This is a genomic window from Mesocryomonas fontinalis (genome assembly GCF_055730125.2).
This window is the reverse complement of sequence record NZ_JBUZWG020000001.1, coordinates 872103-899027: the sequence shown is the minus strand read 5'-3', so window position 1 is coordinate 899027 and position 26925 is coordinate 872103. Positions and strand designations below refer to the sequence as shown.

22 protein-coding genes and 1 tRNA gene are annotated in these 26925 nt (G+C 64.8%); 12 read left to right on the top strand and 11 right to left on the bottom strand.

Features of this window, described 5'->3' with window-relative positions:
• Window positions 1-293 precede the first annotated feature (293 nt).
• The 3 genes from ACZL02_RS04115 to ACZL02_RS04105 all read left to right on the top strand — a co-directional run bounded on the left by ACZL02_RS04115 (window position 294) and on the right by ACZL02_RS04105 (window position 4205).
• Window positions 294-1481 carry an aminotransferase class V-fold PLP-dependent enzyme gene (locus tag ACZL02_RS04115; protein ID WP_472939109.1) on the top strand — a complete coding sequence of 396 codons (1188 nt, stop codon included), beginning with the start codon at window positions 294-296 and terminating at the stop codon, window positions 1479-1481.
• A 535-nt stretch (window positions 1482-2016) separates the two neighbouring features.
• Window positions 2017-2835, top strand: a complete 819-nt coding sequence (locus ACZL02_RS04110; RefSeq protein ID WP_472938895.1) for a hypothetical protein — start codon at window positions 2017-2019, stop codon at window positions 2833-2835.
• Window positions 2836-4037: 1202 nt separating this feature from the next.
• A complete protein-coding gene (locus tag ACZL02_RS04105; RefSeq protein ID WP_472938894.1) occupies window positions 4038-4205 on the top strand; it encodes a hypothetical protein in 168 nt (55 codons plus the stop codon).
• 238 nt (window positions 4206-4443) lie between these two features.
• Here ACZL02_RS04105 and ACZL02_RS04100 read toward each other — a convergent pair.
• From ACZL02_RS04100 to cysD, 4 genes are all read right to left on the bottom strand, one after another.
• A tRNA-Ser gene (locus ACZL02_RS04100) sits at window positions 4444-4533 on the bottom strand.
• Between the two features lie 186 nt (window positions 4534-4719).
• Entirely contained in the window at window positions 4720-5559 is an 840-nt protein-coding gene (cysQ, locus tag ACZL02_RS04095; protein WP_472938893.1) for a 3'(2'),5'-bisphosphate nucleotidase CysQ, read from the bottom strand.
• 133 nt (window positions 5560-5692) lie between these two features.
• Window positions 5693-7576, bottom strand: a complete 1884-nt coding sequence (gene cysN / locus ACZL02_RS04090) for a sulfate adenylyltransferase subunit CysN (protein ID WP_472938892.1) — start codon at window positions 7574-7576, stop codon at window positions 5693-5695.
• The gene (gene cysD / locus ACZL02_RS04085; protein ID WP_472938891.1) at window positions 7576-8484 is read right to left on the bottom strand and encodes a sulfate adenylyltransferase subunit CysD; all 909 of its coding nucleotides are present in this window, start codon (window positions 8482-8484) and stop codon (window positions 7576-7578) included. Before cysD ends, cysN begins: the two co-directional genes overlap by 1 nt.
• Before the next feature lie 266 nt (window positions 8485-8750).
• On the opposite strand from cysD, the gene rfbA reads away from it, so the two are divergent.
• Entirely contained in the window at window positions 8751-9623 is an 873-nt protein-coding gene (rfbA, locus tag ACZL02_RS04080; RefSeq protein ID WP_472938890.1) for a glucose-1-phosphate thymidylyltransferase RfbA, read from the top strand.
• 124 nt (window positions 9624-9747) lie between these two features.
• Here rfbA and ACZL02_RS04075 read toward each other — a convergent pair whose 3' ends face one another.
• Both ACZL02_RS04075 and purU read right to left on the bottom strand, forming a co-directional pair.
• A complete protein-coding gene (locus ACZL02_RS04075) occupies window positions 9748-10770 on the bottom strand; it encodes a DUF2793 domain-containing protein (RefSeq protein ID WP_472938889.1) in 1023 nt (340 codons plus the stop codon).
• A 198-nt stretch (window positions 10771-10968) separates the two neighbouring features.
• Entirely contained in the window at window positions 10969-11835 is an 867-nt protein-coding gene (gene purU, locus ACZL02_RS04070; RefSeq protein ID WP_472938888.1) for a formyltetrahydrofolate deformylase, read from the bottom strand.
• Window positions 11836-12145: 310 nt separating this feature from the next.
• Here purU and ACZL02_RS04065 point away from each other — a divergent pair, with 310 nt between their 5' ends.
• The 7 genes from ACZL02_RS04065 to ACZL02_RS04035 all read left to right on the top strand — a co-directional run bounded on the left by ACZL02_RS04065 (window position 12146) and on the right by ACZL02_RS04035 (window position 19518).
• Window positions 12146-13063 carry an ABC transporter permease subunit gene (locus tag ACZL02_RS04065; RefSeq protein ID WP_472938887.1) on the top strand — a complete coding sequence of 306 codons (918 nt, stop codon included), beginning with the start codon at window positions 12146-12148 and terminating at the stop codon, window positions 13061-13063.
• Complete coding sequence (gene livM, locus ACZL02_RS04060; protein WP_472938886.1) at window positions 13063-14460, top strand: high-affinity branched-chain amino acid ABC transporter permease LivM; 1398 nt, start codon at window positions 13063-13065, stop codon at window positions 14458-14460. Before ACZL02_RS04065 ends, livM begins: the two co-directional genes overlap by 1 nt.
• A 23-nt stretch (window positions 14461-14483) precedes the next feature.
• Window positions 14484-15497: an ABC transporter ATP-binding protein gene (locus tag ACZL02_RS04055; protein WP_472939108.1), complete on the top strand. Its 1014-nt coding sequence runs from the start codon at window positions 14484-14486 to the stop codon at window positions 15495-15497.
• On the top strand, window positions 15494-16243 hold the full coding sequence (locus ACZL02_RS04050) for an ABC transporter ATP-binding protein (protein ID WP_472938885.1): 750 nt from the start codon (window positions 15494-15496) through the stop codon (window positions 16241-16243). The genes ACZL02_RS04055 and ACZL02_RS04050 overlap by 4 nt, the downstream gene beginning before the upstream one ends.
• On the top strand, window positions 16243-16605 hold the full coding sequence (locus ACZL02_RS04045) for a DUF6867 family protein (RefSeq protein ID WP_472938884.1): 363 nt from the start codon (window positions 16243-16245) through the stop codon (window positions 16603-16605). Before ACZL02_RS04050 ends, ACZL02_RS04045 begins: the two co-directional genes overlap by 1 nt.
• A gap of 157 nt (window positions 16606-16762) precedes the next feature.
• Entirely contained in the window at window positions 16763-17866 is a 1104-nt protein-coding gene (locus tag ACZL02_RS04040) for a branched-chain amino acid ABC transporter substrate-binding protein (RefSeq protein WP_472938883.1), read from the top strand.
• Between the two features lie 230 nt (window positions 17867-18096).
• On the top strand, window positions 18097-19518 hold the full coding sequence (locus ACZL02_RS04035; protein WP_472938882.1) for a phosphohexomutase domain-containing protein: 1422 nt from the start codon (window positions 18097-18099) through the stop codon (window positions 19516-19518).
• Between the two features lie 91 nt (window positions 19519-19609).
• Here ACZL02_RS04035 and ACZL02_RS04030 read toward each other — a convergent pair whose 3' ends face one another.
• The 4 genes from ACZL02_RS04030 to xylB form a co-directional block, all read right to left on the bottom strand.
• Window positions 19610-20638, bottom strand: a complete 1029-nt coding sequence (locus tag ACZL02_RS04030; protein WP_472938881.1) for a sensor histidine kinase — start codon at window positions 20636-20638, stop codon at window positions 19610-19612.
• A complete protein-coding gene (locus tag ACZL02_RS04025; protein WP_472938880.1) occupies window positions 20638-21087 on the bottom strand; it encodes a response regulator in 450 nt (149 codons plus the stop codon). Before ACZL02_RS04025 ends, ACZL02_RS04030 begins: the two co-directional genes overlap by 1 nt.
• Complete coding sequence (locus ACZL02_RS04020; RefSeq protein ID WP_472938879.1) at window positions 21084-22565, bottom strand: sensor histidine kinase; 1482 nt, start codon at window positions 22563-22565, stop codon at window positions 21084-21086. The genes ACZL02_RS04025 and ACZL02_RS04020 overlap by 4 nt, the downstream gene beginning before the upstream one ends.
• 217 nt (window positions 22566-22782) lie before the next feature.
• A complete protein-coding gene (gene xylB, locus ACZL02_RS04015; RefSeq protein ID WP_472938878.1) occupies window positions 22783-24225 on the bottom strand; it encodes a xylulokinase in 1443 nt (480 codons plus the stop codon).
• Window positions 24226-24489: 264 nt separating this feature from the next.
• Here xylB and ACZL02_RS04010 point away from each other — a divergent pair, with 264 nt between their 5' ends.
• The gene (locus ACZL02_RS04010) at window positions 24490-25350 is read left to right on the top strand and encodes a D-amino-acid transaminase (RefSeq protein ID WP_472938877.1); all 861 of its coding nucleotides are present in this window, start codon (window positions 24490-24492) and stop codon (window positions 25348-25350) included.
• Between the two features lie 63 nt (window positions 25351-25413).
• Here ACZL02_RS04010 and ACZL02_RS04005 read toward each other — a convergent pair whose 3' ends face one another.
• Entirely contained in the window at window positions 25414-26874 is a 1461-nt protein-coding gene (locus ACZL02_RS04005) for a diguanylate cyclase domain-containing protein (protein ID WP_472938876.1), read from the bottom strand.
• Window positions 26875-26925: the final 51 nt, after the last annotated feature.

Genomic DNA, 26925 nt, shown 5'->3' with positions numbered 1-26925 from the left:
GGTATCGGCTTCCGCCTTCGTGCTTCCGCCGCTCGGTAGACTTGCCGCCCGTAAAAGCCGCCGGCGAGATTGCCGGGAAAGCGTCACCCCTAAGAATTACTGTGGCGTCGTGCTGGAAAAACTCACTGTTCAAGGCTTGCCTGCTTCGGCAGTGTTTTCTGCGGGAGAACTTCGTGACGCTGGGCACCGACGCAGGGCAGACCCTCGAGAGGGTCGGCAATCCGGCGGGTCGCGATGACTTCAAGAACCAACAAGGGCGACGCTTCGATCGCCGTGACGGCTTGAGGATCACGATGCACTATCATTCCGGACTGTTCATTCCAGGCCCGACCAATGTGCCGGACGTCGTTCGACGCGCCATGAACCTCCCGCAGGAGGACATGCGCTCGCCGGACTTCCCGAAGCTCACGCTGCCGCTGTTCGCCGACCTGAAGAAGGTGTTCAAGACGCAGACCGGTCAGCCCTTCATCTATCCCGCGTCCGGGACCGGTGGCTGGGAGGCGGTTCTCACCAATACCCTGAACCCCGGCGACAAGGTGCTGGTCTCGACCTTCGGCCAGTTTTCCTCGCTCTGGGCGGACATGTGCCAGCGCCTCGGCTTCGAGACCGAGGTGGTCGAGGCCGACTGGGGCGAAGGCGTGCCGCTGGAGAAGTTCGCCGATATCCTCGCCGCCGACCGCGAGCACCGGATCAAGGCCGTGCTCGGCACGCACAACGAGACCGCGACCGGCGTCACCTCCGATGTCGCGGGCATGCGCAAGGCGATCGACGCCTCGAACCACCCGGCGCTCCTCTACATCGACGGCGTCTCCTCGGTGGCCTCGATCGATTTCCGCATGGACGAATGGGGGGTCGACGGCATCGTGACCGGCAGCCAGAAGGGCTTCATGCTGCCGACCGGCCTTGCCATCATCTGCGTCAGCGAAAAGGCGATGGCGGCGCACCGCTCGTCGCGCTACCCGCGCTGCTTCTTCTCCTTCGAGGACATGCTGCGCACCAACAAGGACGGCTACTTTCCCTACACGCCCGCCACCACGCTGCTGCGGGGCCTGCGCGCCTCGCTCGACCTGCTGTTCGAGGAAGGCCTGGAGAACGTCTTCGCCCGCCACCACCACATCGCCTCGGGCGTGCGCGCGGCGGTCTCGGCTTGGGGCCTCGATCTCGTGGCCAAGGAGCCGAAATGGTACTCCGACACGGTCTCGGCGATTGCGGTTCCCGCGGGCGTCGACGCGGTTGCGGTGCTGCGCCGGGCTTTCGAGCGCTACGGCGTGTCTTTCGGCTCGGGTCTTGCTCGCCTCAACGGCAAGGTCTTCCGCATCGGCCATATCGGCGCAACGAGCGAGTTGATGCTGCTGGGAGCGCTCTCGGTCGCCGAGATGGCGCTGGTCGACTGCGGCGCCAAGATCCAGCTCGGCTCGGGCGTCGCCGCCGCCCAGGCGTCCTACACCGCCGGCCAGCGGATCCTCGCCAAGGCGGCCTAGCGGGCTGACGGCGGTCGGCAACGGGTCCGACCGCCGCTGCCGGCCACCGGCGCGGACAGGGTCGATCTCGCCGCCCCCGAACGCTTCGCCCGTTACTGCGGCTCGCCGCGAGGCCGAAGCGTTGGTGGCTACTTTTCGCTCGATCCCCAGCCTAGCTCAGAATGCAGTTAGATCCTCCTATAGCTCGTCATCGTCCGAAGGCGTATTGAATGCGGATGTCGAAAGGTGAGGCGACGCTTAGGCTCGATACTGGCAGGCAATTGACAAAATGTTCTTCGTAAGGTTGAGCATCCTCCCGCTTGCATCAAATTGTTGCAACGAGAGGATGCTTAATGTTCAGACGCAAAACAGTTTTTATCGTTGGAGCGGGGGCAAGTAAGGAACTCAAGCTTCCAATGGGAGAAGAGCTAAAGACTATCATTGCAACAAAGCTAAAGCGTGCTGCCGGTGCCCCAGAGCGCTATCGCGGCGACAATCGGCTAGGCGGCGCAATAGAGCATTCTGCTCAAGCTAGACAGCAGCGAGATATCAATCCATGGATCGCGGCAGCAATTTCAATCGCAGACGCAATGCCACAGGCAATTCTATAGATAACTATCTCCATAGCCACGCACACGATGAAAAGATTGTTCAAGTCGGCAAGCTTGCTATTGCGGCCGCGATCCTTGAGGCAGAGAAGACCAGTATAATTAAGACAGAAGACCACCGGGTTTTGAATTTTGATGGGCTAGATCGCTCATGGCATCATACATTTTACCAAATGCTGAGTGAAGATGTTAGAAAAGAAGATCTTGGATCGATATTTGATAATGTAAGTTTTATAACCTTTAACTATGATCGCCGTATTGAATATTATATATCTGAAGCCCTTCAGAATTATTTTCTCATAAGCCGAGAAGAGGCGCAGGAGCATTGCCGGAAGCTCAAAGTAATCCATCCATATGGTCAGGTTGGTATCTTACCATGGCAAGATCGTGGCGAGGCAGTAGAATTTGGTTTGCATTACACAAGCCAAAGGCTCCCCGATATCGCAGCGCAGATCCGAACATTTACCGAGCGCGTCGAAGAAGACGGACGCATGGCAGAAATGCACAGCGTCATCTACGAGGCAGAGGTGATTGCGTTTCTGGGATTTTCCTACGGTAAAATGAACCTTGAGCTTTTCAGATTAAGTGAAGAATTCAATATCAGAAATGCGTCTGTCTTCGGAACGTGTTTTGGAATTTCCCATACCAATACCGTAAACATTGAAGCGAGATTACCTGAAATATTAAGGTCTCACTCGAAGGTTGAGTTATCCTCCGAGACATGTATGAAATTTATGCAGAATTACTGGTGGCCGATTTTGTACTAAATAATACCCCATAGCGAATTCCCCTCATTGACTTTATAAATTTTTATTGTCCGTAATTAAAATCGCTATAGGATGATTTTATAAAAAGTGTTACACGGATAACGGAATACCTTGGCTAATATAGGCTAGGACGAGCAAATCCCTTCCTTAATGACCATAAGCAAACCCCTGTCGCTTATGTAGCTGCGGACTCACGACCCTACTGCGGCGCTAGGCCCGACCTGGTCGGCTGTAACAACCTATTACCCTCTTTTTCGATGGCGCAATGTGGCAGAGATCAGGGCTGCGTCCCTGCATGTAGCCGACTATCGGGAAAGGCACCTAACCTGGGGCCGGCAAATACCTGGCTTTTCGTAGTCGCTGATCTTCAGCAGGTCAGCATGTACGTCAAAGCGGATGCTACGATCGTGGATACCACCCCTACGATGACTGTTTGATGTAGCCGCCAAAATGAAACATGGTTGTAATACAGTACATTTCGAGCCTTCCTATTTATCGGATCAACCCAACAGATAAACATTGCGAACCAGATAGCGAGCAATGCTAAGAGATTTCTATCTGAAATGAATGCATGATAATTTGTATGTATTATAAATACGACAGCCAAGATGCAAGTTCCGATAAAGCAACCGATCTTGTAGAATTTGGTCAAGAAATTCCACTTAGATAGGTATGGTAGTAGGCGACTCTCTGCATCGGACACGCAAGCTTCGTCTTCCAATCGGTTTCGTGACCGACCGGTTATCATATTTGACCTGCCATCAAATTTTATTTCTAGGTTTGGAAACTCAAGCTTTGGACAGCCAGCAAGTTTTTCACTGTTTGCAGCAACGTCTTCGAAATTGTCTAGGTAGTGCTGAGAGGTTCTGGCTTTAACACTTCCGCCAGGCCCCGCCAGCGCTTGAATAATAGGGAGTAATTCATCGGTCTTTATTCGAATGAATCCCATTTTCTTTTCTGTGCGCGCCAAGGCGCTTCTCAGAGTTGCCAAATAAAGTAGCTTCCATACGAACAATATCTTTCGTGAAACCTCGCATGCTTGCGGCTTGTAGGGCAAGCTTGTCCGTCAGCAAACTTAGCCATTCGGGTCCACCATTTTACCATTCTAAGCAGCACCGCTAAAATTGTGAGTGAAAACAACGATTTGATGCGCATACGAAAGCTTTCTACCCTAGGTCATTAGCAACCGGGAAGCCAAGCAGATGAACACTGCAGCGACCATCAAGGCCCAGCATGCAGCCGCCGTGGCGAACGATAACTTCGCTTTTGAATGCGTGACGTGTGTTGCATACGGCGACGACGAGGCAATCGTCATGGAGCGCTTCATTTCCGAAGCCGGTCGACGCTACTATGTAGTTCTTGATGTTTGAACGGACTGGATCCGGGCGCTTTCGGAAGCCTCGTTGCGGGCTGCCTAACCTATTCGAACCCGCCTCGGCCCCGGCTCAAACCCGGACCTGCAGCGCAATAGGCCCCTTGGGTTACACCACCCCCAAGGCGCGGCCGGCGCCGTCCTGTCCACCACCAGGGCGGCGTCTTTTTCTCAGTAGGATAGAAGTTATGACAGGCTCCGAAAGAGCCACATAAGTCACTGCATTGCTGGGCTTATGGCGGAGAAGAAGGGATTCGAACCCTCGAAACGGTTCCCCGTTTACGCCCTTAGCAGGGGCGCGCCTTCGACCACTCGGCCACCTCTCCGAGGCGGGGAATACCCAATGAGGGCCGGCATTGCAACAGGCAAGCGACAAGGGGGCGGAATATCGTGCGGGCGTTGCCGGGCGGGCCGTCGTCAGCCGCAAGGCCGGGCGGCGATGGTCAGGCGAAGCGCTGAGGTTGCGCGGCGCTTTTGCTGCCGGTTCCGGCCGGACCGGGCGAGGCCGATGGCTAGAGGGCAGTCGCTGTTGCAGCCGCCTGCCCGCCCGAGGCGATGAAATGCGGGTTGGCGAAGTCGTCGTCGCCGGCCTGGTCGCGCTTGCCGTAGCGCAAAGGGCAACCGTCGAGGCCGCGCACGGCGCCACCGGCCGCCACCAGCACGGCTTGCCCGGCCGCGGTGTCCCATTCCATCGTCCGGCCGAAACGCGGGTAGAGGTCGGCCTCTCCGGTGGCCACCCGGCAGAACTTGAGGGACGAGCCGGCGGCCAGGAGGTCGACAGGGCCGAGCCCCTCGACGTAACGGCGCGTCGCCTCATTGCCGTGTGACCGGCTGGCGACCACCACGGCGCGCGGCGGGCGGGGGCGGACGGCGAGGCGGATGACATCCGCCACGACGCTCCCGGCCTCCGGCATCACCCTCCCGCAAAAGGCGCCCTCACCTGATCCCCAGAAAATCTGTCGCTGGGCCGGCGCATAGACAATGCCGAGCACCGGCTGGTCGCCGGAGATCACCGCGATGTTGACGGTGAAGTCCGGGCGTCCTTCGATGAACTCCCGTGTGCCGTCGAGCGGATCGACGAGGATGAAGAGGTTGCCGAGCACCGGCGGCAGGATGCCGGCCGCGGCCTGCTCCTCCGCGACGATGGGAATGCCGGGGCAAAGCTGCGACAGGCGCTCGCAGATCAGTCTTTCGGCGCGCGCGTCGGCGAGTGTCACCGGACTGCCATCGCCCTTGGACGAGACATCGAGCGGACGGGCGAAAACCGTCATGATCTCGGCGCCGGCGGCAACGGCGATGGCGAGCATCTCCGGCAGGCTCGCCACCAGCTGCCCGGCTGTCATACGCGTCATGGTTTTCATCCGTCCCGTGGGTTCGCCGTCGACCGGTCCGTCATGGCGCGGGGCACGCCATGCAAGTCGGCGTTCTCCGCATGCGGGCATCTGTCTCGCCGCAAGGAACGGTCTTACCCATGCCCCGCCAACGCTACAGGATGCCGCGCTGCGACAGCAGGGCAATCACCTCGTCGGCAAGGTCATCGGCGCTGCGCTCGGCCGACAGAAGCCGCAAGTCCGGGCTCTCCGGCGGCTCGTAGGGGCTGCTGACGCCGGTGAAGTTCGGGAGAGTGCCAGCCCTCGCCTTCCGGTAGAGGCCCTTCGGATCGCGGCCTTCGCAGACGGTCAGCGGCGTATCGACGAAGATCTCGAGGAACTCGCCCTCCTCCAGCAGATCCCGCGCCAGCTGCCGCTCGCTGCGGAACGGCGAGATGAAGCTGACGAGCGTGATGAGGCCGGCCTCGACCATCAGCTTGCCGACCTCGGCGACGCGCCGGATGTTCTCGACGCGGTCCTCGTCAGTAAAGCCGAGATCGCGGTTGAGGCCGTGCCGCACATTGTCGCCGTCGAGCGACATGGTCTGCCGGCCGAGCGCGTGCAGCCGCTGCTCGACGAGATCGGCGATCGTCGACTTGCCGGCGCCCGACAGGCCGGTAAACCATAGGACGCAAGGTGTCTGTCCGGTATTGGCGGCGCGGGCGCGCTTGTCGATCTTCATCTTCTGCCAGCGGATGTTGGCTGAGCGCCGGAGCGCGAAGTCGATCATGCCGGCGCCGACCGTGGCATTGGTCAGCCGGTCGATCAGGATGAAGCTCCCCATCGCGCGACTGTCGCGATAGCGGTCGAAGGGCAGCGGACGGTCGAGCGAGAGGTTGCAATAGCCGATGTCGTTGAGGTCGAGATGCTTTGCAGCGGCATGCTCCAGCGTATCGACGTCGACGCGGTACTTGATCTCGGTGATCTGGGCGGCGATCGAGGAGGTGCCGGAGCGCAGGAGGTAGCGCCGGCCGGGCAGCATCGGCTGGTCGCCCATCCAGACGAGATGCGCGGCGAACTGGTCGGCGACCTCGCAAGGCGCCGAGGAAGACACGATGACGTCGCCCCGGCTGACGTCGACCGCTTCGTCGAGCAGCAGCGTCACCGCCTGGCCGACAGTGCAGCTCCGGCTCTCCCCTTGCATCGTCTCGATCGCAGCGACGCCCGCGGTCTGGCCGGAGGGGAGCACGGTGATGCGCTCGCCGACCTCCAGCCGGCCACGGACCACGCTGCCGGCAAAGCCGCGATAGTCGAGGTTCGGGCGGTTCACCCACTGGACCGGCATGCGGAACGGCGCGTCGACCGCCTCGGCCGGGATGTCGACGGTCTCGAGATGGTCGAGGAGCGTCGCCCCCGCGTACCAGGGCATCGTCGTCGATGGCCGGGAAATGTTCTCGCCGGTCAGCGAGACGACGGGGATGCAGGTGATGGCGCCGATGCCGAGTTTCCCGGCAAAGGCGCGGCAGTCGCCGACGATCTCCCGGTAGATCGCCTCGTCGCCGCCCACGAGGTCCATCTTGTTGACGGCGACGACCAGTCCCCGGATGCCGAGCAGCGAGACAATGTAGGCATGCCGCCGTGTCTGGGTCACGACGCCCTTGCGCGCGTCGACCAGCAGCACGGCAAGGTCCGCCGTCGAGGCGCCGGTCGCCATGTTGCGGGTGTACTGCAGGTGGCCGGGCGTGTCGGCGACGATGAACTTGCGCCGGGCGGTGGTGAAATAGCGGTAGGCGACATCGATGGTGATGCCTTGCTCACGCTCGGCGATCAGCCCGTCGACCAGCAACGCCAGGTCCAGTTCGCCCTCACCTGTGGTGCCGAAGCGGCGGGAATCGGCTTCCAGACCGGACAGCTGGTCCTCGAGCATGCCGGCAGCATCGTAGAGCAGCCGACCGATCAAGGTCGACTTGCCGTCGTCGACGGAGCCGCAGGTGATGAAGCGCAGCAGATCCCGGTTCGCCGCCGCCGGCAGGAAGCCCTCGATACCGCCCGCGCCCATTAGAAATACCCCTCCTGCTTCTTCAACTCCATCGACGCCGCATTGTCCTTGTCGATGACGCGGCCGTGGCGCTCGCTGGTTCTGGTGACCAGCATCTCGTCGATGATCTCCGTCAGCGTCTCGGCACGGCTCTCCACCGCCCCGGTCAGCGGGTAGCAGCCGAGCGTCCGGAAGCGGACCCATTTCATCTCCGGCCTCTCTCCCGGCAGCAGCGGGAGGCGCTCGTCATCGACGAGGATCAGGGCGCCATCGCGCTGGACCACCGGGCGCGGCCTGGCAAAATAGAGCGGCACGACCGGGATCTTCTCCTGGAGGATGTAGAGCCAGATATCGAGCTCGGTCCAGTTCGACAGCGGAAAGACGCGAATGCTCTCGCCCTTGTGGATCCGGCCATTATAGAGCGACCAGAGTTCCGGCCGCTGGTCCTTCGGGTCCCAGCGATGCGCGGCGGTGCGGAAGGAGAAGATGCGCTCCTTGGCACGCGAGCGCTCCTCGTCGCGCCGGGCGCCGCCGAAGGCCGCGTCGAAGCCGTATCGGTTGAGCGCCTGCTTCAGGCCTTGCGTCTTCATCACGTCGGTATGGACAGCCGAGCCGTGCGTGACGGGGCCGACGCCTTGCCTGACGCCCTCCTCGTTGACGTGGACCTTGAGATCGAGGCCGAGCTCGGCCATCCGCCGATCGCGAAACTCGATCATCTCCCTAAACTTCCAGGTCGTATCGACGTGCAGCATCGCAAACGGCGGCTTCGACGGCGCGAACGCCTTCATCGCCAGGTGCAGCATGACGCTGCTGTCCTTGCCGATGGAGTAGAGCATCACCGGGTTATCGAACTGCGCCGCGACCTCCCGCATGATGTGGACGCTCTCGGACTCGAGGCGGGCCAGGTGATGGAGGTGCTGCTCGCCCATAAAGAGGTTCTCTAGCTTATGCTGTTGGCGCCGCTGCGGCTTGCCAAGCTTCGGCGCGCCGCCGTCTAACCGACCCGTCCTGACGGCGCCTGTCCCTTGGCTACCGCGACGGCATGGCGAACGGAAGGGCAGGTCCGCAACGAAATGCTCACCCAGGGGAAGAAACGTTTCCACCCGGCTGCCATTTGTTTCACTGGATGTTGGCGGCCGAGATGTCTAGACAGCTTGGCGATCGTTCAGGCTTCGCGTTGAAAGGCTTTGTGTCCATGAAGGGTATCATTCTCGCCGGCGGCAGCGGCACGCGGCTGCACCCGATGACGCTGACCGCCTCGAAGCAATTGCTGCCGGTCTACGACAAGCCGATGATCTACTATCCGCTGTCGACGCTGATGCTGGCTGGCATCCAGGATGTGCTGATCATCTCGACGCCGCACGACCTGCCGCGCTTCCGCGCGCTGCTCGGCAATGGCGAGAAGTGGGGCATGCGGCTCGACTATGCCGAGCAGCCCAAGCCCGACGGCCTCGCCCAGGCCTATATCATCGGCGAGGACTTCGTCGCCGGCGAGAAGTCGGCGCTCATCCTCGGCGACAACCTCTTCTACGGCCATGGCCTGCCGGAAACCATGCAGCGCGCCATGGCGCGCGAGGACATGGCGAGCGTCTTCGCCTATCACGTCTCAGATCCCGAGCGGTACGGCGTCGTCTCCTTCGATGCCGAAACGCGCGCCACCTCGATCGAAGAAAAGCCCGCCCATCCCGCCTCGAACTGGGCGGTCACCGGGCTGTACTTCTACGACGGACGCGCCTCGGAGATCGCACGTTCGCTGAAACCCTCGCCGCGCGGCGAGCTCGAGATTACCGACCTCAACCGCGTCTATCTCGAGGAGGGCAAGCTGGCGGTCGAGACCATGGGGCGCGGCTTCGCCTGGCTCGACACCGGTACGCCGGATTCGCTGCTCGAAGCTGCCGAGTTCGTGCGCATCCTGGAACGCCGCCAAGGCTTCAAGATCGCCTGCCCCGAGGAAATCGCCTTCAACCAGGGTTTCATCGACGCGGTCCAGCTCCGCGTTCTCGCGCGGGAACTCGGCAAGAGCAGCTACGGCCAGTATCTCCAGCGCGTCGCCGACGAGACCATCTGAGACAGGCCGCCGGCGGCGCACTTTTGCCCGCCGGTGACAGTCCTCTTCGACAGGGGCCACCGCCCCTCACGGCAGGGCACGCGAACGCCCCGTATTCTCCGGCCGCAGGTCTGACACGCTGGCTCTACCGGAAGAGGTAGAGCGTATATCCGATCGCCGCGCTGAGCCGGTTCTCCACCTGCACCCGTCCACCGTCCAGCGCCGCCACGTTGACGCGGCCATTGGTGCCGGTGCTGCCGGTAAGAGCGGTGGTGTAGGTGCCCAGCGTTCCGCCGGCGATCGCGATCGGCACCAGCTGCGGGCTCGGCGCCAGCCGTGCGAACAGGCTGCCGGCCGGCGCGCCGGCAGCGTCGGGGACGAGAAACAGCAAGGCACCGCCGACCGCCGCGCCGAGATTGAGCTCGGCCATGCCGTTCACGGCGATGGCCCCCAGCGGATAGCGCAGGCCGAGGCCCGCCTGGGCACCCAGCGCCGACACGGCGCCGGTGCCGCCTTGCGCAAGGGCCAATGGGGCGGCGAGGCCGTTCGGCAGGCCGACCGCACCGCTCGCCGCGTTGACGGTCAAGGCCGTCCGCCAGGTGCCGCCATCGGCGCTGACCTTCACCGCGAGATCGTCGTTGCCGGCAAGGCCGATCTCGGCGCGGCCGCCATAGCCGGTCTGGAACAGGAGCGAGGCGGTGTCGCCGGCGGCCGCCTTGTTCAGTTTCAGCTGGTGCCCATGTCCGGCATGGTTGAACAGGCTGGCATCGGCCGAGACGGTGAGCCGGCTGACACTGTCGGCTGCCGCATTGATGCCGAGCCTGGCAAATCGCTCGCCCGGCAGGCTCTTCCACTGGCTGCCGTCGAAGACACAGAACAGCGCCTCGTCCGCAATCCAGAGACGCCAGCCCGTTCGCGGCGTCAGAAAGGTCCAGGCGCCGTCCTGGAACGCGGCCAGCGCGCCGGCATGGCCGGTCCACGCCCCAGTGGCCGCCGCGGCAACGAGAAAGGCCTGGCCCTCGGCCGCCACGGGCGGGGCAGCAAGACCGCGCGTGACCACGGCCGTCTGCACCAGCGCATCGAGCATGCCGATCGCCGCGTTGTGGGTGACGTGCTTCTGGGCCTGCGAGGCGGCGAGAAAGGGAAGCTGAAGATTGGCGGTTGGCATGATCGACCTCCTGTGAAGTCGCCATGATACGGCCGCGCGGCCGGGGGGCGGAAAACGCGGCCGCTAAAACCGTCCCCGTCCTGCCGTGATGCTCACCGACAGACGCAGCCAATAGCCGCCCGGGGGGCTTCGCAACGGGCGGCCCCGCTCTGCGGGCGGTCCGCCCGTTGCTCTGCCGCATGTCACCGCAAGAGCGGTTTAAGCGAAGACCACCGTCTTGTGCGCGTTCAGCATCACCCGGCTTTCGAGGTGCAGCTTCACCGCGCGCGCCAGGACCCGGCTCTCGACGTCGCGGCCGACGGCGACGAGATCGTCGGCGGTCATCGCATGCGTCACGCGCTCGGTCTCCTGCTCGATGATCGGCCCCTCGTCGAGATCGGGCGTCACGTAGTGCGCCGTCGCGCCGATCAGCTTGACGCCGCGCTCGTGCGCCTGGTGGTAGGGTTTCGCGCCCTTGAAGCTCGGCAGGAAGGAGTGGTGGATGTTGATCACCTTGCCGAACAGCCGCTTCGACAGGTTGTCGGAGAGCACCTGCATGTAGCGGGCCAGCACCACGAGATCGGCGCCGCTCTCGCGCACGATCGAGAGCAGCTTCTCCTCCTGCTCGGCCTTGTCGGTCTTGCCGACCGGCAGGTGGTGGAAGGGGATGCCCTCGAGCTCGGTGATCCGGCGGGCGTCCTCATGGTTCGAGACGACGGCGACCACTTCGGCATCCATCCAGCCGACGCCGATCTGGTAGAGGAGATGGCGCAGCGCATGGTCGAACTTCGAGACCATGATGATGATCTTCGGCTTTACCGCGGCGTCGACGACCCGCGTCTTGATGTCGAACCGCGAGATCACCGGCTCGATCGCCTTCTCCACCGCCGCGCGCCCGACGCCGCCCGCGGCGGTGAAGGCGATGCGCATGAAGAAGCGGCCGGTGCCGCGGTCCCAGAACTGGCTGGACTCGGCGATGTTCGCGCCGATCGCGGCGAGCTCCGTGGTGACCGCGGCGACGATGCCCGGACGGTCGATGCAGGTCAGCGTCAGCACGAAGGAATTGTCGGCGGCGGTCTCGGACATCACGTCACTCCGGCTGGGGATGCATCTCGGGGCCTCTGGCCCGCCGCTCTACATAGCCGTCCCGCTGCCGGATGCATGAACGAAAATCGACCCTTCGCATCGCGTCCGCGACAGCGGCGTGACGCGGATGGGGCGGACGCAGGTTATCCACATCGCTTTTGTTGATATCAGGCATTTGCAGCCTGAATGCCGGGTTGCATCTGCCTGACTGCTATGAAACTGATCGTGCCTTGGATATCAGCGGGAACGACGCGTGAACGTGCCCCGCGGAAGGTCATGCTTGCGCCGGATCGGCGGACAAAGGCGGTTCATGGAATACTTTCTTCAACAGCTGATCAATGGGCTGACGCTCGGCTCGATCTACGGGCTGATCGCGATCGGCTATACGATGGTCTACGGCATCGTCGGCATGATCAACTTCGCGCATGGCGAAGTGTTCATGGTCGGATCATTCGTAGCCCTTACGACTTTGCTGGCGCTGGCGATGATCGGCGTCACGTTCTTTCCGATCGTGCTGATCATCATGCTGGTCGTGGCGATGGCGGTGACCGCGCTGTGGGGTTGGACGATCGAGCGGATCGCCTACCGGCCGTTGCGCGGCTCGTTCCGCCTGGCGCCGCTGATCACTGCTATCGGCATGTCGATCTTCATCCAGAACTTTGTCCAGGTGACCCAGGGCGCCCGTGCCAAGCCGCTGGCGCCGCAGCTTTCCGGCAACATCCAGCTCTGGCAGGGCAGCGGCAACATCAACGTCCAGATCTCCTACATGCAGATCCTCATCATCGTGACGACCGTCGTCCTGATGACCGTATTCTCGCTGGTGATCGCCAAGACCTCGCTCGGCCGCCAGCAGCGCGCCTGCGAACAGGATGCCAAGATGGCCTCGCTGCTCGGCGTCAACGTCGACCGGACGATCTCGCTGACCTTCGTCATGGGCGCGAGCTTGGCTGCCGTCGCCGGCATCATGTACCTCCTCTACTACGGCGTGATCGACTTTTACATCGGCTTCCTCGCCGGCGTGAAAGCCTTCACCGCGGCCGTCCTCGGCGGCATCGGCTCGCTGCCCGGCGCGATGCTCGGCGGCCTCCTGATCGGCCTTATCGAGACGTTCTTCGCCGGCTACTTCGCCGCCGAGTACAAGGACGTCGCGGCCTTCTCGATCCTGGCGATCGTCCTCATCTTCATGCCCTCCGGGCTGCTTGGCCGTCCGGAAGTGGAGAAGGTCTGATGTCGACGCTTGATCTGACGGGCAAGGCGCCCGCGGCGAAGGACAGCCGTCTCGTGCGCTCGGTGAAGGACGCCTGCGTCGCCGCGACCATTGCCGGCCTCCTCACCTTCTTCTTCTTCCTCCTGCGCACCGATACCGGCATCGGCGGCCTCGTGCTGTCGATCCGGCCGGAAATGTGGGCGATCGCGATCGGCCTCGTCTTCGTCGTCCGGCTCGCCCTCTCCTACTTCATCTTCCGCGCCGAGCCCGATCTGTCGAAGCCGGTGGCAGCGGCCAAGCCCGCCTCCGCTACGGCGGCGCGCAACAGCCGGATCTTCGGCAAGGTCTTCGGCATCCTGATGCTGCTGGTGGCGCTCGGTCTGCCGTTCATCATCAACACGCTGCTGCCGAGCCAGAACCGCTACCTCCTCGACCTCGCCATCCTGATCGTGACCTACGTCATGCTCGGCTGGGGCCTCAACATCGTCGTCGGTCTCGCCGGCTTGCTGGATCTTGGCTACGTCGCCTTCTATGCGGTCGGCGCCTATTCGTTCGCGCTGCTCGCCATCAACTTCGACCTCGGCTTCTGGGTCTGCCTGCCGATGTCCGGCCTGTTCGCCGCGCTCTGGGGCATCATGCTGGGCTTTCCCGTGCTGCGCCTGCGGGGCGACTACCTCGCCATCGTGACGCTTGCCTTCGGCGAGATCATCCGCGTGGTCCTCCTCAACTGGGGCGACGTGACGGGCGGACCAAACGGTCTCCTCGGCATCCCGAAGCCGACGCTCTTCGGCCTCGACTTCGTCCGCGGTCCCGATGGCTTCGCCGCCTATTTCGGCCTCGAGTTCTCCTCGATCCACCGCTTCATCTTCCTCTACTACATCATCCTCGCCCTCGCTCTCCTGACCAACTTCGTCACCGCGCGCATGCGCAAGATGCCGATAGGCCGGGCCTGGGAAGCGCTGCGCGAGGACGAGATCGCCTGCCGCTCGCTCGGCATCAACACCACCAACGTCAAGCTCACCGCCTTTGCGACGGGTGCGATGTTCGGCGGCTTCGCCGGCTCGTTCTTCGCCACGCGCCAAGGCTTCATCTCGCCGGAGAGCTTCACCTTCATCGAATCGGCGATCATCCTTGCCATCGTGGTGCTCGGCGGCCTCGGCTCGCAGCTCGGCGTCGTCATCGCCTCGGTGGTGATGATCGGCGGCATCGAGCTGCTGCGAAACCTCACGGTGCTGAAGCTGGTCTTCGGCGAGGGTTTCGACCCGACGCAATACCGCATGCTGATCTTCGGCCTCGCGATGATCGCCATCATGGTCTGGAAACCGCGCGGGCTGATCTCGTCGCGCATCCCGTCGGCCATCTACAAGGAACGCAAGCGCATTGGTGCCGACATGGTCGCCCAGGGAGAGGGTCACTGATGTCCGCCGCAACCGCCTCCCCGATGACCGCTTCGCCCCTACCCACCCCTGCCTCGCCCGAGCGCTGGCTGCACGACCCGATCCTGAAGGTTGAAAACCTCACCATGCGCTTCGGCGGCCTCACCGCCATCGACGCGCTCTCCTTCCAGGTCGGCCGCGGCGACATCACCGCGCTGATCGGCCCGAACGGCGCCGGCAAGACCACGGTTTTCAACTGCGTCACCGGCTTCTACAAGCCGACCGAAGGCCGCATCGCCTTGAAGCGTGGCCGCAACATCGACGACAGCGTCGTCGACAAGCTGACCGCCAGCGGCGCACAGCATCTCGAGGACACCAGCGGCTCGGTCTACCTGCTCGAGCGGATGGCGGATTTCCGGATTACCGAAAAGGCCGGCGTCGCCCGCACCTTCCAGAACATCCGCCTGTTCGGCGGCATGACCTGTCTCGAGAACCTCCTCGTCGCCCAGCACAACCGGCTGATGACGGCGTCGGGCTTCACCATCGGCGGTCTCATCGGCTTGCCGGGCTATCGCCGCGCCCGCAAGGCGGCGATGGACAAGGCGATCGCCTGGCTCGGCTATGCCGACCTCCTCGACCGTGCCGACGATCCGGCCGCCGACCTCTCCTACGGCGCCCAGCGGCGCCTCGAGATCGCCCGTGCCATGTGCACCAACCCGGCGCTGCTCTGCCTCGACGAGCCTGCCGCCGGCCTCAACCCGCGCGAATCGGGCGAATTGAACAAGCTGCTCCGGCTGATCCGCGACGAGCACGACGTGTCGCTGCTGCTGATCGAGCACGACATGGGCGTGGTCATGGAAATCTCCGACCACATCATCGTCCTCGACTACGGCAAGAAGATCGCCGACGGCACCGCGGAGAGCGTGCGGACCGACCCGAAGGTCATCGCCGCCTATCTCGGCGTCGACGACGAAGAGGTCGAGGCGGTGGAGCAGAGGCTGGAGGTCGGCGACATCGACGCGGCCATCGCGGAAGCGAAGGTCTCCGATACCCCGAGCGCCGAAGGGAAGCCCGCATGAGCGCGCTCGCCGACGCCCCGATGGGCACCCCGATGCTGACCATCCGCGGCCTGCAGACCTTCTACGGCAAGATCCAGGCGCTGCGCGGCGTCGACCTCGACGTCAACGCCGGCGAAATCGTCACCATCATCGGCGCGAACGGCGCCGGCAAGTCGACGCTGATGATGACGATCTGCGGCAGCCCGCGGGCGCGCGAGGGTAGCATCGTCTACCGCGGCGAGGACATCACCCAGCTGCCGACGCACGAGATCATGACCAAGGACATCGCCCAGTCCCCCGAGGGACGGCGTATCTTCGGGCGGATGACGGTGACCGAGAACCTGCAGATGGGCGCCACCTTGCAGGACGAGAAGCATTTCGACGACGACCTGAAGCGTGTGTTCACGCTGTTTCCGCGCCTCAAGGAGCGCGCCACCCAGCGCGGCGGCACGCTGTCGGGCGGCGAGCAGCAGATGCTGGCGATCGGCCGGGCGCTGATGGGCCGGCCCAAACTCCTGCTGCTCGACGAGCCCTCGCTCGGCCTCGCGCCGCTGATCGTCAAGCAGATCTTCGAGGTCATCCAGGAGCTCAACCGCAACGAGGGCCTCACCGTCTTCCTGGTCGAGCAGAACGCCTTCCATGCGCTGCGTCTCGCCCACCGCGGCTATGTCATGGTCAACGGCGCCATCACGATGACCGGCACCGGCCGCGAGCTTCTGGCACGGCCCGAAGTCCGCCAGGCCTACCTCGAAGGAGGAGCACACTGATGCCGCCGGAAATGAGCCTTCTCTGGGAAGTCAGCTGGATCGAGTTCCTGGTCGTCACCATCGCGCTGGGCGGCGGTGGCGCCTGGATGATCGGTCGCTCGACAGCCATCGGCTGGAGCGGCTGGGGCCTTCTGGTGTTCTACGTGCTGCTGCTGACGGTCGCCGCCCGCTTCATCCATTTCAGCCTGTTCGGCGGCAGCTTCTTTCTGCCGGCCTCGACCCTCGGCACCGCGCTCCATTATGCGCTGGTCGACTTCGTCATCCTGATGGCGATCGCTGCGGCGGGACGGCAGTTCATGCGCAACCGCCAGCGGGCACGCCAGTACGGCTTTCTGACCAGGACGAAAGCCTTGCGCTCCTAGACTGCATTTTGTTTGGGCACACGGATAAATATGTGCAGCGGCGCTATTCCGTCGCGGCCGTTCCTGGTCTTTAATCCTGCCCAGGCAGGGGGCTGATGCCCGAACCTGGTCCTCGTACACCGACGCTTACCACCCTCATATCCCTAGGAAAGTTGTCATGAAAAAAGCTCTTTTGGCCGGCGCCGCCCTCAATCTGGTCTTCGCCGGAATGGCCTTCGCCGACATCACCATCGGCGTCGCTGGCCCGATGACCGGCCAGTACGCGACCTTCGGCCAGCAGCTGAAGATCGGCGCGGAACAGGCTGTCGCGGACATCAACGCCGCTGGCGGCGTCAACGGCGAGAAGCTGGTCCTGTCGATCGGCGACGACGCCTGCGATCCGAAGCAGGCCGTGGCCGTGGCTAACTCCTTCGCCGGCCAGGGCGTCTCCTTCGTCGCCGGCCATTTCTGCTCGGGCTCGTCGATCCCCGCGAGCCAGGTCTATGCCGAGGAAGGCATCGTCGAGATCTCGCCGGCCTCGACCAACCCCAAGTACACCGACGACCGTCCGGGTGCCGGCATCTTCCGCGTCTGCGGCCGTGACGATCAGCAGGGCGAAGTCGCCGGCAAGTTCATCTTCGACACCTACAAGGACGGCGTCGTCGCCATCCTCAACGACAAGTCCGCCTACGGTAAGGGCCTCGCCGACGAGACCCAGAAGTACTACGAAGCCGCCGGCGGCAAGCCGGCCGTGGTCGAGTCCTACACCGCTGGTGAAAAGGACTACTCCTCGCTCGTCACCAAGCTGAAGCAGGCCGGCGTCACGCTCGTCTACATCGGCGGCTACCACACCGAGGCCGGCCTCATCGCCCGCCAGATGAAGGATCAGGGCGTCACCGCCAAGATCATGTCGGGCGACGCCATCGTCACCGACGAATACTGGGCGATCACGGGCGACGCCGGCGAAGGCACGCTGATGACCTTCTCGCCGGACCCGCGCAAGAACGAAGTGGCGGCCCCGGTCGTTGCCGCGCTCGACAAGAAGGGCCAGACCGCCGAGGGCTACGTGCTCTACACCTACGCCGCGATCCAGGCCTGGGCTGAAGCTGCCAAGACCGCCAAGGGCACCAAGTTCGAGGACGTGACCCAGGCGCTGAATGAAGGCACCTTCAAGACCGTGCTCGGCGACATCAAGTTCAACGACAAGGGCGACGTCACCTTGCCGGGCTACGTTGTCTACGAGTGGAAGGCCGGCAAGTACGACTACCTCGCCGCCAAGTAAGCAGCGACTGAGACCAGAGGGCCCGGTGCAGCGATGCGCCGGGCCTTTTTCGTTCGAGGCGCCGGGTGCTCAGCAAAGTCCGAGCAGCGCGGGACGCCGTGCGAGATCGGGCAGCCTCTAGCCAGACGAGATCACCCGATCGAGGGATACTGTCGGAGCGCTTGCAGGGCGGCCCGCCTCTCGCCTAGGGAAGGGAAAGCCGGCGCCCTGTCCGGTCCGGGGAGAGCGCGATGTCCAGCCTGAAATTCGGCACCAGCGGCCTGCGCGGCCTTGTCGTCGACCTCTTGGGAACGCCCAGCTACGCCTATACGCGAGCGTTTCTCGACCACCTCGAAGCCACCGGCAGCGCCGGCGCCCGTCGTGTTCTGATCGGCCGCGATCTGCGCGCCAGCAGCCCGGCGATCGCAGCCCTCTGCACGGCGGCGGCAGCCGATGCCGGCTGGGCGGTGCTGGATTGCGGCGCGGTCCCGACACCGGCACTGGCGCTGGCCGCCCTCACCCTCGGCTACCCCGCCATCATGGTCACCGGCAGCCATATCCCGGACGATCGCAACGGACTGAAATTCTACCGCGCGGACGGCGAGATCACCAAGGACGACGAGGCCGGGATCCTCTCGGCTTTCGCATCCCTGCCCGCTCTCCCGACGCCTTCCGTCACCGGCGTAAACCCTGCCGAGCCGTATGATGCCCTCGCCCCCTACATTGCCCGCAGCCTCGGCTTCTTCCGGCCGGACAGCCTCGCCGGCCTCACCATCGGCGTCTACGAGCAGAGCACCGTCGCCCGCGACGTGCTGACCGATGTGCTGCAGCAGCTCGGCGCGGACACCGTTTCGCTTGGCCGCTCGGAGGCCTTCATCCCGGTCGACACCGAGGCGCACCGCGATGAGGACAAGGCACTGCTCGCCGGCTGGGCGGAGGGGGGCGGCTTCGACGCGCTGGTCTCCGCCGATGGCGATGCCGACCGACCGCTGGTGGCCGACGCCGCCGGCACCATCCTGCGCGGCGACATCATCGGGCTGCTGACCGCCGCCCATCTCGGCCTCCAGACCATCGTGACGCCGGTGACGTCGAGTTCGGCGATCGAGTGCACCGGCATTGCCCGGACGGTCATCCGCACCCGCGTCGGCTCGCCTTTCGTCATCGCCGGCATGGCGGAGGCGGACGCCGCCGGCGGCATCATCGGCTTCGAGGCGAATGGCGGCGTCCTCCTCGGCACCGACATCGTCCGCGACGGCCGAACCCTACCCGCCTTGCCGACCCGCGACGCCCTGCTGCCGATCGTCAGCGTGCTCGCCACCATCGCCGCCAGGGGCGAGACGCTCAGCGCCATCGTCGCCAAGCTCGATGCCGGCCACACCGCGGCCTACCGCCTGCAGGACGTCCCAGCGGCCAGGAGCGGCGCGTTTCTGAAAAGCCTCTCGGAGGATGCCGGCTATCGCGAGACATTCATGCGGGACGTCGGCGAGGTGGTAGCGGTCGACCGCCTCGACGGCGTGCACATGCGCCTCGCCGACCACACGGTGGTTCACTACCGCGCCTCCGGCAATGCACCGGAATTGCGGTGCTACGTCGAGGCGGCCAGTGCGGAACGGGCGGCTGAGGTGCTGGCCTGGGGGCTGAAGCAGGCGTCGGAGGCAGTGGCGCAAGGGTAAGACCAGCCGCGTCCCAAGCTGACGCAAGCCCAGCAGATCAGCTGATCTCCCCCCTTGAGGGGGATATCAGCTGCTTCCCTCTTGGCAGCGTCTACAGCGGCGCCCTCAGCACCGCCCGCACCCCGGTCGGCACCGGCTCGTAGATCACTTCCGACTTCAGGCTGTGCGCCATCGCGCCCATCAGCCGGCGGCCGAGGCCGGTGCCGCGGGCGGTGCCGTCGGCGACGAAACCATGGCCGTCATCCTCGACCCGCAGCTCGAAGCCGTCGGCGCCCACCTTGGTCAGGAAAACCCGCACCTCGCCGGCGGTGGCCGGGTCGTAGGCGTATTTGCAGGCGTTGCTGACGAGCTCGTTGACGATCACGCCGACCGAGACCGCCATGTCGGTCTTCAGCCGCATCGGGTCGACCGCGAGCTTCAGCAGCCGCGGTGCGCTCGGGCTGGTCCAGGTCTCCTCGAGCTCTTCCAGCAGCGCGGTGAGGTAGTCGACCATGTCGACATTGTTGACCTCGTCCGAGGTGTAGAGCCGGCGGTGCACCTGGGCGATCGCCAAAATCCGGCGCTGGGTATCGAGGAGCGCGGCTTTCGCCGTCGGCTCGGACAGGCCGCTTGCCTGCATCTGCACGAAGCTTGAGACGATCTGCAGGCTGTTGGCGACGCGGTGGTTCACTTCCTTCAGCAGCGCCTCGAGCCGGGCGTTGGAAGCCTGCAGCGACTGCTCCGCCTCCTCCTTGTCCAGCCGAAGCTGGCGGCGCTCGATCGCCTGCAGGAAGGTCGTCGACAGAAGGTCGAAGAAATCGTCGCCGATCGTTTTCACGACGTAGTCGGTGGCGCCCGCCTTCATCGCGGCGACGGCGATGCGGCTTTCCTCCGAACCGGTGACGTAGACGATCGGCGGCCGGTAGGGCAGCTCGATCAGCATGGCCAGCGTCTCCAGCCCGTCCTGGCCGGGCATGTAGTGATCCACCGCGATAACGTCGAAGACGCTCTCGCTCGCCAGCGCCACGCCGGCGGCGCCCGATTCAGCCGTCACGACCTCATAGCCGCGCCGGCCGAGAGCCTTGGCGGTAATCCGCCGCAAGCCATCGTCGTCGTCGATATAGAGGACGCGCAAGGTCATCAGCCGTCGATTTCCGTCTCGGGCAGCTGGATGACGCTGAGGAACAGGCCGAGCTGCCGGATAGCCTGCGCGAAGGATTCGTAGTTCACCGGCTTGGTGATGTAGACGTTGGCACCCAGATCGTAGCAGCGCTGGATCTCCACCTTGTCGTCGGTCGTCGTCAGGACGACGACCGGGGTGCGGCGCAGCGGGCTGTCCGGGCTCTTCATCCGCGTCAGGATGTCGGTGCCGCTCATGTCGGGCAGGTTCAGGTCGAGCAGCACCAGCGCCGGGCCGTTCATCGCCGGTCCGTCCGGGGCATTGAACAGGTACTCGACCGCCGAGGTGCCATCGGTGAAGTGCTTGATGGCGTTGGTGACGCCGGCGCGGCGGATGTTCTTCTCGATCAGCCGGGCATGGCCGTCGTCGTCCTCGATCATGATGATGTTGACGGGGTGCGATCCGGTCATGGGGTCATCTCCTTGTTGATGCTGTAGCGCGGCGGCAGCGACAGGCTGAACGTCGCGCCTTCCCCGAGCGTCGACGCGCAGGTGATGATGCCGCCCAGACGATAGGCCAACGCCCGCACATGCGCGAGGCCGATGCCCTCACCGGGCTGGTCCTGGGCGCCGGAACGACGGAAAAGGTCGAAAATTCGCTCATGGTCCTTCGGGTCGATGCCGCGGCCATTGTCCGCGACCTCGAAGACGACGCGGCCCTCGGCGTGGCGTCCGCGGACGACGATGCGCCCGGGTCGGCCCGGCTTGAGGTACTTCACCGAATTCTCGACGAGGTTGGAGAGGATCTGCTCGATCGCGACCCGGTCGCTGACGATCCGCGGCATCGGCGTCTCCAGCGCGACCTCGGCGCCGATCTCGGTCAGCCGGTGCTGCAGGCTGCCGACGATGCCACCGAGCATCTCGGCGACGTCGAGCGGCTCCGGCGAGATGACGCGGCGCCCCTCGCGGGATAGCCGCAGGATCGCATTGATCAGCCGGTCCATCTTCTGCGTCGACGAGCGGATGAAGCCGATCGCCTCGGGCAGGTCCTCGCGGACGGCCAGCCGCGCCTCTTCCGTGACGATGCCGGGCGCCTCCTCCTCGGCGCGGGACAGCATGTCCGACAGCGGCTTCACCGAGGCATCGAGCTCGGCGGTGAAACCCATCACGTTCACCAGCGGCGAGCGGAGGTCGTGCGAGACGATGTAGGCGAAGCGCTGGATCTCGTCATTGGCGCGCTGCAGGTCGGCAGTCCGTGCCTGTACGGCGCCCTCGAGGTTCTCGTTGAGGTCCCGCAGCGTATCGCGGGAAAGCTTGACGTCGCGCAGGTTGCGCCGGATGGCCCAGATGGTGACGCCGCCGAGGATAATCACCAGCAAGGCCGATATGCCGAGGACGATGTAGGAGAAGACGAGACTGCGCTGCTCGAACGCCCGCCGCTCGACCAGCAGCGATTGCTCCTCGGTCGTCATCGCCGAGAGGATCTGGCGGAGGCTCAATACCAGATCGATGCCGTCGGAGATGAACTGCTGCGCCGCAACCGCTTCGCCCGCCTCCTGCCGCAAGGTGAAGCTGCGGTTCACCTGCGTGACCTGGCGTCCGCTGGTCTCGCGCAGCGTTTTCATGAGCTCGACCTGGCGCGGATTGTCCCGCGTCAGCTGCTCGAGCTTGTCGAGGCTCTCGCTCAATCCCGACGACGTGCGCGTGAAGGTTTCGACGAAACGCGGATCGGGATTGAGGATGAACCCCCGGCGGGCGGATTCGGCACGCTCCGTCAGACTGCGGACTTCGCTCACCGCCAGCTCGACCTGGTAGGTATGAGTGACCCACTGCCCAAGCTCGCTGTTGCGCAAGATGCCCCAGGCGGTCGCGGACACGGCAATGATCAGCGCCAGGAAACCGAGGGCCAGCGCGCCAAAGACAATACGGTTGAGCCGACGATCGGACATCTTCATTTCACGCAAGTCCGTAACCCCGATGAAGGGCAGCACGAGTCAGCTTTGAGGCGGAAAAGGGCCGACGCTGGCGCCAGCCCTTCCCTCGCTCCTATAGACGACATCTCGCTGCGGGCGATAGTGGATTTGCCGCCCAGCACAATTGAGGCGTTGTTCCCAGCAACAAGGTGGCCGGCACGGTAAACGAGGTACCAAGAGCCTTCGCGAAAGCTTAGGCGTGCCGGACCGCCGGGTAGAGGCGACGGTAGCGGCCATAGGCTTCCTCCACCGCACCGAACAGCGGCGCCTGCGGCTCGAAACGCCGTTCGATCGGCGGCTCCAGCATGACCGTCAGGGGATCGGCACCGGTTGCGGCACAAAGACCGAGGCGCGCGGCGCCGAGGGCCGCCCCGAAGTCGCCGTCTGCCGGCAGCACGATCTCGCAGTTGAGGACGGTCGCCATCAGGTCGAGCCAGTAGGTCGAGCGCGAGCCGGCGCCGACGGCGATCAGCCGGTCGACCTTGCCGCCGCCGGCCTCCAGGCAATCGCGCATCGAGAAGGCGACGCCCTCCAGCACCGCCCGGGTCATATCGGTCCGGTCCGTTCCAGCCTCGAGACCCACCAGAACGCCGCGCATCGCGGCGTCGTTGTGCGGCGTGCGCTCGCCCGAGAGGTACGGCAGGAACGTCAGACGGCCGGGCGCCTGCACCTCGCTGCCGAGCCCCCAGGTCAGCTCGCCCGGCTTCTCGCGCAGAAGCGTGCTCAGCCACTCCAGCGAGCCCGCCGCCGAAAGGGTCACGCCCATCTGGTGCCAGGTATCCGGCAAGGCGTGGCAGAAAGTGTGGACGGCGGTCTCCGGCCGCGGATCGTATCTCTCGGCGGCGGTGAAGAGGACGCCGGACGTGCCGAGCGACAGGAAACCGGAGCCCGGCCTGATGACGCCGACGCCGCAGGCCGACGCGGCATTGTCGCCACCGCCGCCGGCGATCACCACGCCGGACGGCAGGCCCCAGTCCGCCGCGAGCTCGGCGCGCAGCGTGCCGCTGGCCTCGGTGCCCTCGACGAGGCGCGGCATCTGCGCCATCGACAGTCCGGTGCGGGCCAGCATCCGCTCCGACCAGACCCGCCGCCCCGTATCCAGCCAGGACGTTCCCGCGGCGTCCGACATTTCCGACACGGCCTCGCCGGTCAGCCAGAGACGCAGATAGTCCTTCGGCAGGAGGACGAGACGGATCTGCTCGAAGATCTCCGGCTCGTGCCGCTGCACCCAGAGGAGCTTCGGCGCGGTGAAGCCGGGGAAGACGATGTTGCCGGTGATGCCGCGCGACTCGGCATCGTCGAGCTCGGCGGCCTCTGCATGCGAGCGGGTGTCGTTCCAGAGGATGCAAGGGCGCAAGGCGCCATGGTCCGCACCGACCAGCGTCGCGCCGTGCATGTGGCCGGACAGGCCGATGCCCGCGACGGCGGCGAGCGCTGCCGGGTGCGACGCCTTCAGCTGCCGCATCGCCTCGGAACAGGCGTTCAGCCAGCTCGTCGGGTGCTGCTCGGACCAGCCGAAGGCCGGCCGCTCGACGCTCAGCGGCACGCTGACGGTGGCGATCGGGGCCTGGCCCTCGCCGATGACGAGCACCTTCAGCGAGGAGGTGCCGAGGTCGAAACCGAGGTAGTTGGCCATGCTGGCTCCCTGTCTAACGTCGTCGGCCTCCGGGCGGCCGCGCTGCCGCACCGCATCGGGCCATGATCCCGGCCCGGTGATAACGGGTTGGGGTGTGTGCGCCTAGAGTTTGTCGGGCAAAAGTCGCAACCGGGCCTCTGCGGCCGGCGGAAGGGCGGGCGGGAGCGTGCAGACGGTGGCCGGCAGACGAAAGCTTCCCGCGCTGGCGCGACGGCGGTTTTTCCGATAGCTAGCGCCACCCGCCCTGCCCGCCGTGAGGATCCCATGAGCCGCATCGTCTACGTCAATGGCGCCTTCCTGCCCGAGGCCGAGGCCAAGGTCTCGGTGTTCGACCGCGGCTTCCTGATGGCCGACGGCGTCTACGAGGTGACCACCGTCGTCGACGGCAAGCTGATCGACTTCGCCGGCCACATGGCCCGCCTCACCCGCTCGCTCGGTGCGCTCGCGATGACCGCGCCCGCCGATGCCGAGGCGCTGCTGGCGATCCACCGTTCGCTGATCGTGCGCAACAAGCTGGTCGAGGGCATGATCTACCTGCAGGTGACGCGCGGCGTTGCCGACCGCGACTTCGCCTATCCCAAGGAGGGCACGCCGCCGTCCCTGGTGCTGTTCACGCAGGCGGTGCCGGTGCTCGAGCGCGAGAGTGTTCGCCAGGGTCTGAAGGTCGCGTCCGTGCCGGACCTGCGCTGGGCGCGGCGCGACATCAAGACGGTGCAGCTGCTCTATCCCTCGATGGCCAAGATGCAGGCGAAGGCGCAAGGCGCCGACGATGCCTGGATGGTTGCGCCGGACGGGCTGGTCACCGAGGGCTCGTCGAACAATGCCTACATCATCACCACGGACGGCGTCATCGTGACCCGCCCGCTGTCGCAAGAGATCCTGCACGGCATCACCCGCGTCGCGCTGCTGCGGCTGGCGGCCGAGAACGGCATGACGGTCGAGGAACGCGGCTTCACCGTCGACGAGGTCAAGGCGGCAGCGGAAGCCTTCATCACCTCCGCCTCGGCCTTCGTCACCCCGGTGGTCGAGATCGACGGGACGCCGATCGGCAGTGGCACCCCGGGCCCGGCGACGAAGCGGCTGCGCGAGATCTACATCGCCGAAAGCCGCAGGACGTCGATCTGAACGCAGCGGTGCCGTTCGCGAGGGCTCAATCCAGCCGCTGACGCCCGGGCGCGGCGGCCCCTCTCAGGCCTCGGCGGAAACCAGGCGGTGTCCGGCTTGATAGGTCTCGGCGGTGCCCCGTTGCCGGCGCTTGGCCGAGTACAGGGCGACGTCCGCCTGCCGCAGCAATTCGCTCCGGCCGATCGGCTCGCTGCCGAGCCAGGCGATGCCGATCGTGCCTGAAACGGGCAGCACGCCGTGCTCGTGCTCGACCACCATGCGCAAGCCGCAGAGCAGGTTCTGAACGATCCGGTCGATGGCATCGAGATCGGAGGGTTTCGAGAAGACCATCGCGAACTCGTCTCCGCCCAGTCGGGCCGCCAGGCAGTTCGAGAGATATGGCGCCTTGAACACCTCCGCGATCCGCCGAAGGAGATCGTCGCCGACGGCATGTCCGAAGCGATCATTGACGGACTTGAAGCCATCGAGGTCGATGAGGATCACCGCCAGGCGACGATTTTCCGCGCGCGCCTCGGTGATTTCGCCGTCCAGGACGCGGTTGAACTCGGCACGGTTCGCCATCTGCGTCAGCTCGTCGGTGCGCGACAGGCGAAGCAGTTCCTGGCCGAGGAGATGCGTCTCGGTGATATCCTGGAAGACGCCGATCACCGCGGCCAGCCTCTCCCCGTCCCGCTCCAGTTCCCCCATCAGCCGCACGCGCCGCGGATTGCCCCGTGCGGTGATGAAATCAGTCTCGAGTTCGAAGCGATTTCCCGTCGCGATTGTTTCCGCAAGGGCCGCCGCAACGATCTCCCGGTCCGGTTTTGGATAGAACTCGAAAGCCGTCTCGACCGGCACGGGGGCGTTCATCGGCAGTTCGTGGATCGCGAAGACGCCTTCCGACCAGCTCAGCGCGTTTTCGGGCAGCGACAGTCGCCAGGACCCCATCTGCGCCATGCGCTCGGCTTGCTTGAACTGCTGCTGCTCGCGCCCGAGCACGACGGCGACACCGTGGCTCTCCCGCGCAAAGTCGCTCGCCTGCAGCGCCGACGCCCGCGCCTCGATGAGAACCTCTGCAAGCCGGGCGAAGTCCCGCAAGGTGTCGAGTTCGCCGGCCGTCATCGACCGCGGTTCGTCGCCGATCACGCAGATGGTGCCGATCGAAACGCGCTCCCCCTCGGCCGAGACCGCCCGGACGGGAATGGCGGCATAGAAGCGGATGTACGGCGGCCCGAGCACGCCGGGACTGTTGGCGAACATCGGGTCCAGACGCGCGTCGGGCACGACCAGGGCCTCGTCCCTGTCGAGCGCCACGGAACAGAGGGAATTTTGCCGCGGGATCGACGATAGATCCAGACCGCATTTTGCCTTGAACCACAGGCGATCGGCATCGACGAGGCTCAACAGGGATATCTTGGCGCCGAGGGTTCGCCTCGCCATCTCCGCCAGAAGATCGAAGTCATGCTCCGGCGGCGAGTCGAGAAGCTTCAGCCGTGCGAGAATGTCCGCCCGGCTTTTCTCCATCTCCAAAATGCTCTGCCCCATCGCGGCCCTGCTCTCGTTTCCACCTTATAATCAGGGACATCTCTAAATAAA

What these genes read in the sequence shown, in the direction of transcription:
- ACZL02_RS04035 (WP_472938882.1), top strand. Translation starts at nt 18,097, where the DNA reads ATGTCCAGCCTGAAATTCGGCACCAGCGGCCTGCGCGGCCTTGTCGTC.
- ACZL02_RS04010 (WP_472938877.1), top strand. Translation starts at nt 24,490, where the DNA reads ATGAGCCGCATCGTCTACGTCAATGGCGCCTTCCTGCCCGAGGCCGAG.
- cysQ (WP_472938893.1), bottom strand. Translation starts at nt 5,559, where the DNA reads ATGACGCGTATGACAGCCGGGCAGCTGGTGGCGAGCCTGCCGGAGATG.
- ACZL02_RS04105 (WP_472938894.1), top strand. Translation starts at nt 4,038, where the DNA reads ATGAACACTGCAGCGACCATCAAGGCCCAGCATGCAGCCGCCGTGGCG.
- purU (WP_472938888.1), bottom strand. Translation starts at nt 11,835, where the DNA reads ATGTCCGAGACCGCCGCCGACAATTCCTTCGTGCTGACGCTGACCTGC.
- ACZL02_RS04065 (WP_472938887.1), top strand. Translation starts at nt 12,146, where the DNA reads ATGGAATACTTTCTTCAACAGCTGATCAATGGGCTGACGCTCGGCTCG.
- cysD (WP_472938891.1), bottom strand. Translation starts at nt 8,484, where the DNA reads ATGGGCGAGCAGCACCTCCATCACCTGGCCCGCCTCGAGTCCGAGAGC.
- ACZL02_RS04005 (WP_472938876.1), bottom strand. Translation starts at nt 26,874, where the DNA reads ATGGGGCAGAGCATTTTGGAGATGGAGAAAAGCCGGGCGGACATTCTC.
- cysN (WP_472938892.1), bottom strand. Translation starts at nt 7,576, where the DNA reads ATGGGCGCGGGCGGTATCGAGGGCTTCCTGCCGGCGGCGGCGAACCGG.
- ACZL02_RS04110 (WP_472938895.1), top strand. Translation starts at nt 2,017, where the DNA reads ATGGATCGCGGCAGCAATTTCAATCGCAGACGCAATGCCACAGGCAAT.
- ACZL02_RS04050 (WP_472938885.1), top strand. Translation starts at nt 15,494, where the DNA reads ATGAGCGCGCTCGCCGACGCCCCGATGGGCACCCCGATGCTGACCATC.
- xylB (WP_472938878.1), bottom strand. Translation starts at nt 24,225, where the DNA reads ATGGCCAACTACCTCGGTTTCGACCTCGGCACCTCCTCGCTGAAGGTG.
- livM (WP_472938886.1), top strand. Translation starts at nt 13,063, where the DNA reads ATGTCGACGCTTGATCTGACGGGCAAGGCGCCCGCGGCGAAGGACAGC.
- rfbA (WP_472938890.1), top strand. Translation starts at nt 8,751, where the DNA reads ATGAAGGGTATCATTCTCGCCGGCGGCAGCGGCACGCGGCTGCACCCG.
- ACZL02_RS04055 (WP_472939108.1), top strand. Translation starts at nt 14,484, where the DNA reads ATGACCGCTTCGCCCCTACCCACCCCTGCCTCGCCCGAGCGCTGGCTG.
- ACZL02_RS04025 (WP_472938880.1), bottom strand. Translation starts at nt 21,087, where the DNA reads ATGACCGGATCGCACCCCGTCAACATCATCATGATCGAGGACGACGAC.
- ACZL02_RS04030 (WP_472938881.1), bottom strand. Translation starts at nt 20,638, where the DNA reads ATGACCTTGCGCGTCCTCTATATCGACGACGACGATGGCTTGCGGCGG.
- ACZL02_RS04075 (WP_472938889.1), bottom strand. Translation starts at nt 10,770, where the DNA reads ATGCCAACCGCCAATCTTCAGCTTCCCTTTCTCGCCGCCTCGCAGGCC.
- ACZL02_RS04020 (WP_472938879.1), bottom strand. Translation starts at nt 22,565, where the DNA reads ATGTCCGATCGTCGGCTCAACCGTATTGTCTTTGGCGCGCTGGCCCTC.
- ACZL02_RS04045 (WP_472938884.1), top strand. Translation starts at nt 16,243, where the DNA reads ATGCCGCCGGAAATGAGCCTTCTCTGGGAAGTCAGCTGGATCGAGTTC.
- ACZL02_RS04115 (WP_472939109.1), top strand. Translation starts at nt 294, where the DNA reads ATGCACTATCATTCCGGACTGTTCATTCCAGGCCCGACCAATGTGCCG.
- ACZL02_RS04040 (WP_472938883.1), top strand. Translation starts at nt 16,763, where the DNA reads ATGAAAAAAGCTCTTTTGGCCGGCGCCGCCCTCAATCTGGTCTTCGCC.